18 protein-coding genes and 1 pseudogene are annotated in these 13023 nt (G+C 50.7%); 8 read left to right on the top strand and 11 right to left on the bottom strand.

All coding sequences use genetic code 11. The features are described from left to right. Window positions 1-64 precede the first annotated feature (64 nt). Together KNQ07_RS12250 and KNQ07_RS12245 are read left to right on the top strand one after the other, a co-directional pair. A complete protein-coding gene (locus KNQ07_RS12250; RefSeq protein WP_114595694.1) occupies window positions 65-685 on the top strand; it encodes a serine/threonine protein kinase in 621 nt (206 codons plus the stop codon). A gap of 85 nt (window positions 686-770) precedes the next feature. After that, complete coding sequence (locus tag KNQ07_RS12245; protein ID WP_214766983.1) at window positions 771-1088, top strand: hypothetical protein; 318 nt, start codon at window positions 771-773, stop codon at window positions 1086-1088. 226 nt (window positions 1089-1314) lie between these two features. On the opposite strand, the gene KNQ07_RS12240 is transcribed toward KNQ07_RS12245, so the two are convergent. From KNQ07_RS12240 to KNQ07_RS12230, 3 genes are all read right to left on the bottom strand, one after another. Next, on the bottom strand, window positions 1315-1683 hold the full coding sequence (locus KNQ07_RS12240) for a PH domain-containing protein (protein ID WP_214766981.1): 369 nt from the start codon (window positions 1681-1683) through the stop codon (window positions 1315-1317). 92 nt (window positions 1684-1775) lie between these two features. Next, window positions 1776-2081: a hypothetical protein gene (locus KNQ07_RS12235; protein ID WP_214766979.1), complete on the bottom strand. Its 306-nt coding sequence runs from the start codon at window positions 2079-2081 to the stop codon at window positions 1776-1778. A gap of 105 nt (window positions 2082-2186) precedes the next feature. Further along, entirely contained in the window at window positions 2187-2477 is a 291-nt protein-coding gene (locus tag KNQ07_RS12230; RefSeq protein WP_214766977.1) for a hypothetical protein, read from the bottom strand. A gap of 220 nt (window positions 2478-2697) precedes the next feature. Between KNQ07_RS12230 and KNQ07_RS12225 the strand changes: the two genes are divergently transcribed. From KNQ07_RS12225 to KNQ07_RS12215, 3 genes and pseudogenes are all read left to right on the top strand, one after another. Then, window positions 2698-3051: a YciI family protein gene (locus tag KNQ07_RS12225; RefSeq protein WP_214766975.1), complete on the top strand. Its 354-nt coding sequence runs from the start codon at window positions 2698-2700 to the stop codon at window positions 3049-3051. Between the two features lie 14 nt (window positions 3052-3065). Further along, entirely contained in the window at window positions 3066-3830 is a 765-nt protein-coding gene (locus KNQ07_RS12220; protein ID WP_214766973.1) for a creatininase family protein, read from the top strand. Between the two features lie 2 nt (window positions 3831-3832). After that, window positions 3833-4111 (top strand): annotated as a pseudogene (locus KNQ07_RS12215) (class I SAM-dependent methyltransferase); the annotation flags it as partial. On the opposite strand, the gene KNQ07_RS12210 reads toward KNQ07_RS12215, so the two are convergent. Both KNQ07_RS12210 and KNQ07_RS12205 read right to left on the bottom strand, forming a co-directional pair. Beyond that, window positions 4075-4500, bottom strand: coding sequence for an HAD family hydrolase (locus tag KNQ07_RS12210; protein ID WP_251139544.1), 426 nt, complete (start codon window positions 4498-4500; stop codon window positions 4075-4077). The pseudogene KNQ07_RS12215 and the gene KNQ07_RS12210 sit on opposite strands and share 37 nt — an antisense overlap. 280 nt (window positions 4501-4780) lie before the next feature. After that, window positions 4781-5329, bottom strand: a complete 549-nt coding sequence (locus KNQ07_RS12205) for a DUF402 domain-containing protein (RefSeq protein ID WP_214766969.1) — start codon at window positions 5327-5329, stop codon at window positions 4781-4783. Window positions 5330-5471: 142 nt separating this feature from the next. On the opposite strand from KNQ07_RS12205, the gene KNQ07_RS12200 reads away from it, so the two are divergent. Both KNQ07_RS12200 and KNQ07_RS12195 read left to right on the top strand, forming a co-directional pair. Continuing rightward, window positions 5472-6221, top strand: coding sequence for an SDR family oxidoreductase (locus KNQ07_RS12200; protein ID WP_214766967.1), 750 nt, complete (start codon window positions 5472-5474; stop codon window positions 6219-6221). 40 nt (window positions 6222-6261) lie between these two features. Next, window positions 6262-6732 (top strand): NUDIX hydrolase, encoded by a 471-nt coding sequence (locus tag KNQ07_RS12195; RefSeq protein WP_214766965.1) that lies wholly within the window; start codon window positions 6262-6264, stop codon window positions 6730-6732. 75 nt (window positions 6733-6807) lie between these two features. Here the strand turns inward: KNQ07_RS12195 and KNQ07_RS12190 are convergent, their stop codons facing one another. From KNQ07_RS12190 to KNQ07_RS12175, 4 genes are read right to left on the bottom strand one after another with little or no spacing between them, the layout of a single operon-like run. Continuing rightward, window positions 6808-7218, bottom strand: a complete 411-nt coding sequence (locus tag KNQ07_RS12190; protein WP_214766963.1) for a cupin domain-containing protein — start codon at window positions 7216-7218, stop codon at window positions 6808-6810. Next, window positions 7218-7685, bottom strand: coding sequence for a cyclophilin-like fold protein (locus KNQ07_RS12185; RefSeq protein ID WP_214766961.1), 468 nt, complete (start codon window positions 7683-7685; stop codon window positions 7218-7220). The genes KNQ07_RS12190 and KNQ07_RS12185 overlap by 1 nt, the downstream gene beginning before the upstream one ends. 1 nt (window position 7686) lies before the next feature. Continuing rightward, a complete protein-coding gene (locus KNQ07_RS12180; RefSeq protein WP_376778094.1) occupies window positions 7687-8271 on the bottom strand; it encodes a DapH/DapD/GlmU-related protein in 585 nt (194 codons plus the stop codon). Further along, on the bottom strand, window positions 8268-9005 hold the full coding sequence (locus KNQ07_RS12175) for an SDR family oxidoreductase (protein ID WP_214766958.1): 738 nt from the start codon (window positions 9003-9005) through the stop codon (window positions 8268-8270). Before KNQ07_RS12175 ends, KNQ07_RS12180 begins: the two co-directional genes overlap by 4 nt. A 112-nt stretch (window positions 9006-9117) precedes the next feature. On the opposite strand from KNQ07_RS12175, the gene KNQ07_RS12170 reads away from it, so the two are divergent. After that, on the top strand, window positions 9118-10002 hold the full coding sequence (locus KNQ07_RS12170) for a LysR family transcriptional regulator (protein ID WP_214766956.1): 885 nt from the start codon (window positions 9118-9120) through the stop codon (window positions 10000-10002). 69 nt (window positions 10003-10071) lie between these two features. On the opposite strand, the gene KNQ07_RS12165 is transcribed toward KNQ07_RS12170, so the two are convergent. Further along, window positions 10072-12123 (bottom strand): beta-galactosidase, encoded by a 2052-nt coding sequence (locus KNQ07_RS12165; RefSeq protein WP_214766954.1) that lies wholly within the window; start codon window positions 12121-12123, stop codon window positions 10072-10074. Window positions 12124-12169: 46 nt separating this feature from the next. Beyond that, entirely contained in the window at window positions 12170-13018 is an 849-nt protein-coding gene (gene ganQ, locus KNQ07_RS12160; RefSeq protein ID WP_012370531.1) for a galactooligosaccharide ABC transporter permease GanQ, read from the bottom strand. Window positions 13019-13023: the final 5 nt, after the last annotated feature.

Below are 13023 nucleotides of genomic sequence, written 5' to 3'. Positions count from 1 at the left end.
TTTTATGAAACCATCCGCAGCCAAACGTCGTATAATATAAAAGAAGAGAAAGGAAGTGGCATGTGTGAAGACAGATTCCGAACTGGCTTGTGCCATCCATCTGACGGAGACGCCGGAGGGATTTACGGTAACGTCGTATCCGGACGAACTGGAATGGATTGGAACAGGCCGCAGTGCTTTTGTATTTCGCATCACCGGAACCGACCGGGTGATTAAAAAGTTTTTCCCGTCGCACCGACATTTGGCAGCAATCGAAGGATCGATTTACGAACAATTGGATTCGTTTGCAACGTACGCCAAACAGTATGAGTATGGTTCGGACTACCTCGTCATCGAATACATCGAAGGACAGACATTGTTCGAATGTCTGATCAGCGGCACGCTCATCACGGACGATGTCATCCAGACCGTCGATCAGGCTTTAGCAGAAGCCCGCTCGGTCGGCTTGAACCCATCCGACATTCACTTACGAAACATCCTGCTGACGCCGACCGGCACGCGAATCATTGATGTCGCCCGGTTCCGGCAGACGGATCCGTGTACGCAGTGGGATGACTTAAAACGGGCCTATCAGTATTTTTATGCGAAACCGTATTTCCCGAAACGTTTTTCCGAATCCTTCCTGAACACGATCGCGGACGTCTACAAGGGACGTTTGTTTGAGTCGATGCGAAAGACAGGGTAAACCAAAACGACCGACAATCCAGTGGCTGTCGATCGTTGTTTTGCATAAAACTTCAATATTTTAACTGAAATGGAGTGATTTTCAAATGAAGCGTTGGCAAAAAATCGGTCTGTGGATTGGTGGATTCGTACTCACCTTGTTAATCGTCTTCCCCCTGCTGTCGCCGGTCGTCTTTTCAAATGAGACCGAAAGCGGCGCCATCCGCCATTATTTGTATGAACAGGGTCATCCGTATCAGAGTTACACCGCCATCCTCGACAAACGAATGGTCGATCCGGACTACGGTCGCATGTATGATGTCGTGTGGTACGACTATGACAGCGAAACCGGCATGACCCCGACGATCTGTTACAGCAAAAAAACAGCACAACAGTATAGCGTCAGTTGCGGAACGGGTCCTTGAAGGATCCGTTTTTTTGAACATTTTTCTTTTTTTACCTGTTATGACAGCTGAAGGTTTGGAAGGAGTAGAATCTCCTGTGCCTGTATGAAATCATTTCATACATAAATTACGGAAATTGAAATAAAATTAACGGACCCGTTTCGTCCGGCAGAGGCTTGCAAGTAACGTCAAGACAACCAGCAACGCCGTTTTTTGAATTCCTCGTTTCATCGTCCAGTCCCCCTTTTTAAAGAATCGCGTTCGCAATCAGCAAGTCAATTTTTCGGACATCGACCTTTTTATTGAGATTGATTTTAATCGTTCCGGCCCGCGTAAACAGTTGGACTTCCGAATTGATGTCAAACATCCCGCCGGCGTTTTCCGTTGAATACATGTTGATCGACTTGTAGGGAATCGAATAGACTTCGACCTTCTTGCCCGTCAATCCTTGCGCGTCGCGAATGATTAGCCGGTGTGTCGTAAAAATCGCGACATCACGGATCGTCTTATAGGCGGACAACGCGTTTTCCCCCTGAATCAATATTCCTGTTACGTCTTGCGGGATGTCACATTCGGAGACAAACGTCCATGCGAGTTGGTTCAGTGGATTACTCATCAAACATCGCCTGCTTTCTGTTTTTGATTGGGTTACCTGTCTAGGATAGCTGATTTTCCTTTCTGTACCAAGTCAGGCGGAACGGTCCGTCTTCACTCGCGAAAATGCAGGCGAAACAAAATCACGCCGGCGAGCAGGACGGCCTGTGTCTCAAAATCCGGGACATCAAACGTCAGCAGGTGCCGTTTCCGGTGACTTGTCACAATCGTTTTCTTGTCACGTCTTACCTCAATCCGTCGGGATAACCGGGGTGACCGGATCTGATACGTCTCGCCACGGTACGTCATCCTTAGTACTTCAGTGAATTCGACAGCATGCCGGACCGTATTTTCAGTTAGAATGTCACCAACGGTTTCGCCGCTCTCTTCGATTGTCCACTCCGTCTGATTGCTCCACAACCGTTGCCCCGCTTTTTCCTCGAACCGGAGTTCACGTTGCGATAGATTAAAATCGAGATTCAGAAAAAAATTCTCGACTTTCGGAAAAGCGACAAACCAGCGGTGCTAGACTTGTTTAAACGTCCGGCGGTAGGAACCGACGACCGTCTCCGCCCGGTAGATCTGTTTGATTCCCGTCGATTGCCGGTCACTGAGTCGCGACGTGTAACCGGCTCCGTTTCCGGCAAACGCTGTATCTTGTTTTTGCTGCCGCCGCTCAATCGAAAAGAGCAACAGGGCAGCCGGGAGAAATGCGAATACACTCCCCCACTCCGTCCAGCGAAATATCTCAAAATACAGTCCCCGCGCCGTCAGGGCAACCACACCGACCGCAAACATGCCGATAAAATAGACCATTTCCGAGCTCCTTTCCTGAGAAAACTTGATCTTCTGTCTTCTGACTTTATACTAATCGAAGTAGATCTGACGCGGTAACTTTTTTCCTTTTTTCTTCCATCAAAATAAATTTAACATCCATTTTTTAGTTAAAAAAACAGGGATTACAACCGATTTGTCGAATAACATACAGTAGACGTTTTTCATCCCCACCGGTCACATTTTGCAAGGAGGTTGATCCATGTTATTCCTATTGCTCGTTAAAGCGTCAAGCCGTTCAGAAGCCGGTCTTTTTCCCGATCCATCCCTCCAAGAAGCGATGACCGCCTTTAACCGGGACCTGGTCGAAGCGGGTGTCCGGATTATGGCGAAAGGACTGCATCCGACGCGAGAAGCTCTCCGGATTTCGTTTCGCCGTCCCGACGAGGAGCCGGACGTCACATCCGGACCGTTTGAACCTCCGGCGGATCAATTGGCAGGATTCATCTTGATTGACGTGGCGTCAAAAGAGGAAGCAGTGGCCTGGGCCAGACGTATGCCGGATCCGCAAGGTCACGGCGAAGGACAAATCGAATTACGCCAAGTATTTGAATAAAGGAGAATCAATTAATGCTCAGCTACAAAAACAGTACGAAGGTTATTCAAGACAGTCAGACTGTCACCGCGATTCTCTCGGTCGGGGCAACGGAACAGTTCGGACCGTATTTGCCGATGCATCTTGATACATTGATTGCCGAGCACCAGGCCGCTGTCTTCGGTGAACGGTTAAACGCCTATGTCTTACCGACGCTGCCGTTTAACACCTCCGAAGAACATGCCAATCGAATCGGGACCGTCACCGTCAGTCCGACGGCGATCGCGCTGATGCTCGAAGAAATCATCGTCAATCTGCACCGCCAAGGATTTACTCGATTCGTTCTCTACAACGGACACGGCGGTGCCTACTGGGAGTCGGCGTTCGTCAAACAGATTAACTTTAAATATCCGGAGCTCGTCGTCATCACGACGCACCGCTACCGGGCCTTCGAGGAAGCTTTGAGTGCTGCGGGACTCGCCGGATTAAACGAACGGCACGGCGGTCTGTTGTCCGTCGCGACCGCGATGTGGCTTTGCTCGGAGCTCGTTGACCTGCAACCGATGGGCGGCGACGTTCCGCTGCCCTATTATCCGGTCGCCGATTATGTCTTTTGGGATCAGCTGACGACGGATGGTTGTTGGGGAAGCTTTGAACCCGGTGTCTATTCGCCGGACGAACTCGCAACGATCGGTGAGACGTTTTGGACGACCTTTACGGAAAAACGGGCAGAACACTTAAAAGAAACACTCATGACGGCGGTCCTCCTGCGGAACCTGCCGGGAAGAAACGAGGACTGATGATGAACGAAACGATTCGGACACACGACGACCTGTTGCAGATGCTTGACGCTTTACTCCGGGAACCGACCGCTTTTTGGGACGGCTTTTATGCCGACCGAACGAAACGGATCCCCTTTTTCGTCGACAAACCGGACGAGAACCTGGTCCGCTACGTCGAACAACTGGAGATCCCGGTGAACCGGGTGCTCGAACTGGGAAGCGGTCCCGGCCGCAATGCCTTGTATCTTGCGGAACACGGCAGTCAGGTCGACGCGGTCGATCTCGCGTCTTCGATGCTGTAGACACCGTCGAGCCAACGCTCCAGCGCATACTGCCGCACGATAGCCGCTAGATATCCTTTCCAGCCGTTACTCGCGATATAAACAGCATGTCCGCTTGCCTGTAATGCAGCCAGTACTTCTTCCGCCCCCGGATACAGGGCACCATGCCCCTGTTCAATATGGCGAATCAATGCGTCTTGAAAGATTTGATCAGCTTGCGCCCGGTCCGCCTCTGTATGTGCCGGCAACAACGTCCGCCAGACTTCCGGCAACGGTACGCCCATGATCGCCCGATATTCGGCGAGCGGCGTCTCTGTTGTCCACCGGCCCTGTTCACGCAGGAAAGCAAACACATCCTTCAGTGCATGACCAAGAATCCGGTCTGTTTGAAATAACGTGCCGTCCATATCAAAAATGTAAGCCTGTTTCACGATCATTTCCTCCTTGATGATAATGCCTCATTTCGTCACCGTTTGATAACTTCTTCTTTGGTATCCTTTATTCGTTTTTTTGAATTACGGGTAAAGACCAGTAACAGCAGTTGCTATTTTTTCGGCGGGAAAAAGGAGATGAATCCCCATGGTCCTCATCGTGGTTGCCTTAGCTGTCATCAGTATCGTCGTATTTGTCGTCTTCAATAACCGCAACAAGATGGTTTAACCGTCTCGCAAAGTCCCGTTGATTTTTTCAACGGGACTTGTTCATCTGCCTGAACAGGTCCGCATGGGCACAGGCAAGTGGACTGGGAACAAACCTCGCTGTCCGGATTTGTTGTTGCAACCGGTTGATTTCCTGCCACGACCGGTCGTAATCCTCCTGTGTAATCTCGCCGACCGTCAAAGCCGTTTCCAGCTCCTCCGCATCCAGCACAAAATATTCTCCGGACGGCAATAATACGAGATCGAGCATTAAATCGTCCCAAAAGATACCGGTTGCATCACGTCCGTGTCGCAGGCAAATATCAATGTACGTCTGCACGAGTTGCCATTGATCATTAAACATCGTCGTGATGACGTGCTGCTTGCCCGCCGGAAACTGTTGAATCCAGACGTAACCGTCACCGGCAATTTGGAGCGCTTGTTCCGTATACTGGACAAACAACGGATCCGTCACCCGGATCATCTCAAGACGTGTCACATGACCAGTGAAGTCGTCGGTCTCGAGGTAAAGCTCCTGGTAATTCCGTTCGCTGATCCGGTTCCACGCCGTGCGGGCCCCGTATTTCCGCTTGATCATCTGAAAACACCTCTTTTTTCATCATATCATCCAGCAAGGCATAATTCTGTTGATTTTTGTAAAAAAATCCCTCTTTCTCTAGACTTCCTTCCTCCGGAAACGGTACGATGAAAGCGCATATCTTTAGATTGGAGGCACTCTTATGACTGATCGAAGACAGCTTGCCCTGATTACCGGTGCGAGCCATCCCCAGGATATCGGCACAGCCATTTGCCGGAAACTGGCTGCCCAAGGTTTAAACATCTGTTTTACATATTGGAAAGCGGACTCCGAATGGATCCATACGTTTCAAGCTGAACTGTCGGCGGCCGGTATTTCAAGTGAAGCATTCGAAATTGATTTGTCCGCACCCGATGCCGCGGAACGTGTTCTGGCGCATGCGGTCGCGACGATCGGTACACCGTCCCTTCTCATTAACAATGCCGCGCATTCGACACACACCGATTTCGCGACACTTGACGTGACGGCACTCGATGCCCATTACGCCGTCAATGTCCGGAGTACGCTTTTATTATCGACCTTGTTTGCCCGGGCTTTCGCGGAAGCCGGTTTGAAGGACGGCCGGATCGTCAATTTGACGTCCGGACAGGATCTTGGCGCGATGCCCGAAGAACTGGCCTATGCGGCAACAAAAGGAGCCGTCTCATCGTTCACGACTTCCTTTGCAGCAGCCGTCGCACCACTCGGCATCACGGTCAATGCACTTAATCCCGGACCAACCGACTCGACCTGGATGACAGAGGAGATTCGGACGCATTTAACACCACAGTTTCCATTTGGCCGGATCGGGACACCGGAAGACGCCGCGCGGACGATTGCGTTTCTCGTTAGTAAAGACGCGGCCTGGATCACCGGACAGGTCATCCATGCTGAGGGCGGTTTCAGTCGGTAAACAAACAGAGTTTCATCACATAAAGGAGTTGTTCAATCAGATGGGATATATCTCAGAATTACGCAAAACAATCGGCAGCCGTCCGATCATCAGTGTCGGCGCGACAATTCTCGTCACCAATGACCAACAGGAAGTCTTATTCCAACACCGGTCCGACACGCTCGACTGGGGACTGCCAGGCGGGTCAATGGAGCTCGGCGAGACACTGGAAGAAGTCGCTATTCGCGAGCTACACGAAGAAACCGGACTACAGACAAGCGAACTGGAACTGATCGGCGTCTTTTCCGGCCCCCGCTTTTACTACCAGTATCCGAACGGAGATGAAGTGCATGGCGTCATTCATCTCTATCATGCGAAAAACGTTACGGGGACACTCGTGATGCTGGACGGGGAAAGTCTCGATCTCGCCTATTTCAGTCAAACGAAGTTGCCGGAACACATTGAAAGTCGGGCCAACGAACTGATGCAACATCTTGGTGACTCCATCTTTAAACTTGACAGTTCGTTTTAATTTTTTTACTCCAAACAAAAACGAGATCTACGCTCTGGTCCGGATGACGGACTGAAGATAGATCTCGTTTTTAATTCATTTCTTCAGCACATCGTATTCCTGTTCCGCAACCGGTTCCAGCCAGTCCGGTGTCCCGGCCGTGATCGTCAGATGCGAAAACCAGCTGTCTGACGTCGCTCCGTGCCAATGTTTGACGCCGTCGTGTGTGACGACCGTATCGCCGCTTCGTAACTGACGGGCCGGTTTGCCCATCTCCTGATACCATCCTTCCCCATCTGTCACGAGGAGGATTTGGTATCCGTCCCGGTGAAGATGCCAATGATTGCGACAACCCGGTTCGAATGTCACCTGACCGACTGAAATTTCGAGCGTTGGATCATTGACTAACGGGTTCAGGTAACTTTGTTCGATAAAGTAAGCCGCAAATGCTTCATTTTTTTCTCCCCGTTGAAAAGGATGTTCTACAGCTGTCTTCGATTTTGTCATCATTCTCCTCCCTCTCCTTCATACCATTGGACGGAAACCGACTTGTTTCCGAACGACGCCCGGATATCCTGAAAATGATGGATTTTTCCAATCCGCGTATACGGAACAACCGGTTCAGCCGCTTGGTAAAAGATCACCAGACAGTTATTTTGATACAGCAGCACGTCTCCGGCTTCAATCGTCTGGATTGCTTGGGGCTGCGTCGGAAACGACTTGCCGAAATAATGATATTTTTCATTCCGGTGTAGATCATCCATTTGAATCGTAAACGGAGCTTCCGCCACTAAAGCTTTGGTTGTTGCATTGTCTTCCAGTTGGATCGAGGCGACCTGACCGTTGACGTTGATATTCATGGTATCTCTCTCCTCAACCTCTTGTTTGACTTCTGTCGAAATCGGGACCGCCGGACCGCAACCTGCCAGTCCAAGTGAAAGAAGGACAATGACGGTTTCCAAACGTTGCTTCATATCAATCCTCCGATTCATCGATATAACGGATGATCCGGGCCGGGGTGCCGGCAACGATGGCCTTGTCCGGGACATCTTTCGTCACGGTCGCGTTTGCTGCAACGATGGCATGTTCGCCGATTGTGATACCGGGCAGGATCGTTGCCCCCGCTCCAATCCAGGCATTTTGTTTTAAGTGAATCGGCGCGACGAGCAAACCACGACGCTTTGCCGGACTGACCGGATGATTGACGGTCAATAGCTTGGCAAACGGACCAATCAGTACGTGATCATCAATCTGAATCGATCCGAGATCCGTCAACATGACGCCACGATTGATAAAGACGTTTTTCCCGAGTGAGATATGGCGTCCGAAATCCGTATAGAGCGGAGGTAACACGATCACACTTTCATCCACCGGCTGACCAATCAACTCGGCTAACGTCTCGCGAAACTCCGCCGGTGACAACAGCTGGCAGTTTAACCGGTGGAGCAATCGTTCCCCGTCCTGTTGGATGGCATGAATTTGCTCGAATACGGCATTTTGTGGCTCGACCAGCTGATTTTCGATTTGATGGTAGATCGTTGAATGCTCCATGCGCGTCACACTTGTTGTTGCGTCGGACGGATGATTAAGTTACTGATCGAAACCCGGTCCGGTGTATCAATAGCATACAGAACGGCCTCGGCGACATCTTCGCTCGTCAACCCCCACTCTTGTTGCGCTTGACGGAGCGACTCGCCTGTTGCTTGATCTCTGATCGTCGTATACAGCTCTGTCTGGACGGCTCCCGGTGAGATAATCGTCGATTTGACATTATTTTCACGTTGCTCCTGACGTAATCCTTCCATGATTGCCCGGACGGCGAACTTTGTCCCGCAATAAACGGCTGATTCCGGATAGACGACATGTCCCGCGACCGAATCCGTTGCAATGATATGACCGGACTGTTGCTGTTCCATAATCGGCAAGGTCGCGGCGATTCCGTTTAAGACTCCCATCACATTGATATCGAGCGTATTTTTCCAGTCCTCCCGGTGTCTGGCCGCAAGCGGAGCGGTCGGCATGATGCCGGCATTGTTGAAGAGAACATCAATCCGTCCGTAGACGGCTTTTGCTTCCTCGACGACGGCTTCGACTTGATCGAACTCCGTGACGTCCGCCTGTTTAATCTGAATGTTCGCCTCAGGATATGCTTCCTGAATGCTTTGTAAACGCTCAATCCGACGGGCCGCAAGCATTAATTTGGCTCCACGTGACGCGAGCAGTCGTGCGGTCGCTTCGCCGATTCCGCTTGACGCGCCCATGATGACAATGACTTTATCTAGTGGTGTGTTCATGTGTATTCCTCCTCTTAGTTGTTGCTTGTCTACAAGGTTACGAGTATTCACCCTTCATGTCTAATGCTAATATAAAATCATATAACATAACCAAAACGCATAGGAGGACCCCATGGAAATTCAACAATTAAGATACTTTTTAGCAGTCGTCGAGGAAAAAAACATTACTCGGGCAGCACGGATTCTTCGGATTTCACAGCCTGCTCTGTCCCGTCAAATCCAACGGTTAGAAGACGAATTGGCCAGTCCGTTGTTCGACCGGACTCCGGGGGGCATCATCCTGACGGAAAGCGGGTACTATTTGGCGGAACGGGCGCGTGAACTTGTGACGCTGGCCGATAAAATCGTCACCAATCTCTTGACCGAGGAAACGTTGCGTGGCGAACTTTATATCGGCGGCGGTGAAACGGAAAGTCTATTGCCCGTCATCCGGTCATTCAAACAAATGCAATCACAGCATCCGGACGTCACGATTCGGATTCACAGCGGGAACGGTCAGGATATTCTGGATAAGCTCGATAAAGGAATTCTGGATTTCGGACTGGTCATTGAACCGTTTGACGTCAACGCCTATCATTATCTGAAATTGAATCAGCCTGATCAATGGGGTATCTTGACACGGCGCGATCATCCGCTCAGTCAAAAGGCGACGGTAACGGCAGACGACTTGCGGGACCTTCCGTTAATCGTTTCGGAACAACTCCAAGGAAACCGGACGTTTGCCGAACGGACCGGTTTGGACTGGGACACGGTCCATATCGTCGGAACCTACAACCTGCTGTTTAATGCTTCGCTCCTCGTCAAGGAAGGAATCGGTCATGCCGTATGTCTCGACCGCATCATCAACACAAGCGGTAGTGAACTCATTTTCGTTCCGCTTGCGCCGGCGCTCACTGCCAACACCTACTTGATTTGGAAAAAACAAGCAATCCTGTCACGTCCGGCTAAAACATTGCTCGAATGGATGAGCCGTCCGCAAGAGGACACAGCCTTTTAACGGACACATCCAAAAAACGGCTTTTCGGACAGAACATACCTCTGTCTGAAAAGCCGTTTTGAATTGCGTTCATGTTTTCTTCCGTTCAACGATCTTGACTTCATACGGTTTAAGCATCAGCTGACCGCTGATTTCCGTTTGTGTTGCAGACTCAAGCAACGGCTCGAACAGTTCAATCGTTTGCTCGACTTCGGAAAAGTTCAGGATGAACCCGTAGTCCGCCTCCTGTCCACGGCGCATTTGAATCGATACTTCTGCCGTATGCGTCGTGTCGAAAGGTGCCTTGATGTTTAACCGATCCGCTAAAATCGCATACAAGTCACGTTGAAACGTTGCCTCGAGTCGTCCGCCGATATACCAGGCGACACCTTTTCCATACTGATTTTGGGTCACGGCCGGTGTCTGTTGATAAAAGTCATCCGTATAGGTGCCAACGACTTCTGCTGAATCGACCTGGATGACCGTCGCATAATCCTGCAGTTCATACTGTTTCCCGTTAAACATCACGTGATTGCGATCGCTCGGATACAGCGTGTCCGTCTCTTCCGGTGTCAGGCCAAAGATCGTCTTCAGTTCATCCGGCCATCCGGCATACGCCAAATCATGTTCATCGACGAGACCGGTCATGTATGTCGTGACCAACGTTCCCCCATGCTCGACAAATCGTTGTAGCCGTTCCAAGGTCGCCGCACTGACCAGATACAGCATCGGCACGATCAACAGTTTGTAAGCATCAAATGGCTGTTCTTTCGTGATGACATCGACCGGAATATCCTGTTCGTAAAAGAAACGATAATGTTCCTGCAGCGTTTGCGGATACTGTTTCGTGTCGTTTGCGAACCCTTGCGCATCATTTAATGCCCAGTTATTTTCCCAGTCGTAAAGAATCCCGACCTCTGCGGGACGCGTCGTACCGACGACGGCGTCGAGTTGCTCCAGCGTTTGTCCGACGTGGGCGACTTCTTGAAAGACCCGATTTTCTTCCGACCGGTCATGGTCGACGACCGCCCCGTGAAACTTTTCTGACGAGCCGCGGGATTTCCGCCACTGGAAGTACAGCACGCTGTCGGAACCGTGGGCAATCATTTGCAACGAGGACAACAGGTGCATGCCCGGACGTTTCGCTTTGTTGACGGGATGCCAGTTGACAGCACTCGGCGTCGATTCCATCAAGAGGAACGGTTGTTGCTTTAAACTCCGGAACAAGTCATTGATGAACCCGACCTTCATCGCTAAATTGGCCGTCGTTTCCCAGTCATTGTGCCAGGTCGGATAGGCATCCCAACTGACGACATCGACGTGTTTCGCGAATCGACTGTAGTCAAGGGCCTGGAATGGAATCAGGTCTTCCATATCTGCCATGAAATTGGTCGTGATCGGAAGATTGGGTGTCAACTCGCGCAGGGGAACACTTTCCTGCTCAAAAAACGAAATCGTCTGATCGGTCACAAACCGTTTCCAGTCGAGATTCAGACCATGGACCATGCTTTCGCCGATCGGTGATGGCGACTCGATTTGCGACCAGTCGTCAAACGTATGACTCCAAAAGGCACTCCACCAGGAAGCATTCAGTGCATCGAGCGTCTCATACTTCACTTTCAGCCAGTCGCGAAAGGCTGCCTGACAAAGCGGACAATGGCACTCGCCACCGTATTCGTTCGAAACATGCCACATCAGCAGTGCCGGATGATTCCCGTACCGTTCGGCCAATAAGCGGTTGATCCGTTGTGTTTTTTCACGGTAGACCGGAGACGTCAGACAGTGATTATGACGCCCGCCGTGCAGCTGTCTGATACGGTGCTCGTCGACACGTAACACTTGCGGATACGTTTGCGACAGCCAGGCCGGACGTGCCCCGCTTGGTGTCGCCAAAATTACCTGTCCGCCGTTTGCGTGAATATCGTCAATAATCCGGTCAAGCCAGTCGAACGTGAACTGATTTTCGGTCGGTTCGAGCGCACTCCAGGCAAAGATGCCGATGGAATACGTATTCGTATGCGCAAGACGCATTAACCGTAAATCTTCCTGTAAGACGTCCGGTACGTTGAGCCATTGATCCGGATTATAGTCCCCGCCGTGCAACAGATGTCTCGCTTTTGTCGTATAAATCGTTTGCCTCATTTTTTAAGCCTCTCCCTTAATCCTCTATTTCGTTTCTCTATCTCTCTTACCCTTTTGTTCCCCCTGCCGTTAGCCCGGACACAAAATGTTTTTGCAGCAGGACAAACAGAACGGCAACCGGGATGCTGATTAAAATCGCCCCGGCAGCAAACGTCGTATAACTTGCACCCATCGCTTCGTTGACGAGATTAAACAGACCGATCGGTAACGTATACGCTTCCTGCGTCCGTAAAATCGTCGAAGCGAGCACGAAGTCCCCGAGCGGGCCCGTAAATCCGTTCATCGCGACCACGGCAAGCATCGGCCGACAGAGCGGTAAAATAATTTGGATGAAAATCCGTGTATGACCGGCGCCGTCGAGTTTGGCACTTTCATCGAGATCGACCGGAATCGAATCCATGTATCCTTTCATCAAATAGGTGTTCATCGGAATCTGACCGCCGATATACAACAGAATCAGCAGCCAGTGACTGTTCATCATGCCAAGCATCTGGGCCAGGACGAACAGGGCAATCAAGGCGGAAAACTGCGGAATCATCTGTAACAGCAAAAACAGCGTTAAGGCCTGCTGACGTCCTTTAAAACGGAAGCGCGAAAAGGCATAGGCCGTAAAGGAAACGCTGACGATCGTCCCGAGCATCGTAAAGAGACTGATTTTTAACGAATTCATATACCAGTGACTGTATTGCAGACTTTCTTTTCCGGCAAACAATTCCCGGTAATGATCCAGTGTCGGATTTTTCGGGATGATTGATGTGCTGACTAAACTGTTGCCCGGATTAAAACTCGCACCGATCGTCCACAGGAGCGGATAGATGATACAGGTCGCAACGAACAGCAGAATCAAATAGGTCAGCGTCAGGCGAACCGTCCGCGTTTTGTTCCGTGTCACCATCTTGA

It is taken from the genome of Exiguobacterium sp. s145, assembly GCF_018618835.1.
Classification (GTDB): domain Bacteria; phylum Bacillota; class Bacilli; order Exiguobacteriales; family Exiguobacteriaceae; genus Exiguobacterium_A; species Exiguobacterium_A artemiae.
This window is presented reverse-complemented; position numbering and strand designations above follow the sequence as displayed.

Bases quoted from the DNA above. Each gene is read 5' to 3' on its own strand.
- KNQ07_RS12175 (WP_214766958.1), bottom strand. From the start codon at position 9,005: ATGAACACACCACTAGATAAAGTCATTGTCATCATGGGCGCGTCAAGC.
- KNQ07_RS12165 (WP_214766954.1), bottom strand. From the start codon at position 12,123: ATGAGGCAAACGATTTATACGACAAAAGCGAGACATCTGTTGCACGGC.
- KNQ07_RS12190 (WP_214766963.1), bottom strand. From the start codon at position 7,218: ATGACAAAATCGAAGACAGCTGTAGAACATCCTTTTCAACGGGGAGAA.
- KNQ07_RS12185 (WP_214766961.1), bottom strand. From the start codon at position 7,685: ATGAAGCAACGTTTGGAAACCGTCATTGTCCTTCTTTCACTTGGACTG.
- KNQ07_RS12170 (WP_214766956.1), top strand. From the start codon at position 9,118: ATGGAAATTCAACAATTAAGATACTTTTTAGCAGTCGTCGAGGAAAAA.
- ganQ (WP_012370531.1), bottom strand. From the start codon at position 13,018: ATGGTGACACGGAACAAAACGCGGACGGTTCGCCTGACGCTGACCTAT.
- KNQ07_RS12240 (WP_214766981.1), bottom strand. From the start codon at position 1,683: ATGAGTAATCCACTGAACCAACTCGCATGGACGTTTGTCTCCGAATGT.
- KNQ07_RS12205 (WP_214766969.1), bottom strand. From the start codon at position 5,329: ATGATCAAGCGGAAATACGGGGCCCGCACGGCGTGGAACCGGATCAGC.
- KNQ07_RS12225 (WP_214766975.1), top strand. From the start codon at position 2,698: ATGTTATTCCTATTGCTCGTTAAAGCGTCAAGCCGTTCAGAAGCCGGT.
- KNQ07_RS12195 (WP_214766965.1), top strand. From the start codon at position 6,262: ATGGGATATATCTCAGAATTACGCAAAACAATCGGCAGCCGTCCGATC.
- KNQ07_RS12230 (WP_214766977.1), bottom strand. From the start codon at position 2,477: ATGGTCTATTTTATCGGCATGTTTGCGGTCGGTGTGGTTGCCCTGACG.
- KNQ07_RS12220 (WP_214766973.1), top strand. From the start codon at position 3,066: ATGCTCAGCTACAAAAACAGTACGAAGGTTATTCAAGACAGTCAGACT.
- KNQ07_RS12245 (WP_214766983.1), top strand. From the start codon at position 771: ATGAAGCGTTGGCAAAAAATCGGTCTGTGGATTGGTGGATTCGTACTC.
- KNQ07_RS12200 (WP_214766967.1), top strand. From the start codon at position 5,472: ATGACTGATCGAAGACAGCTTGCCCTGATTACCGGTGCGAGCCATCCC.
- KNQ07_RS12210 (WP_251139544.1), bottom strand. From the start codon at position 4,500: ATGGACGGCACGTTATTTCAAACAGACCGGATTCTTGGTCATGCACTG.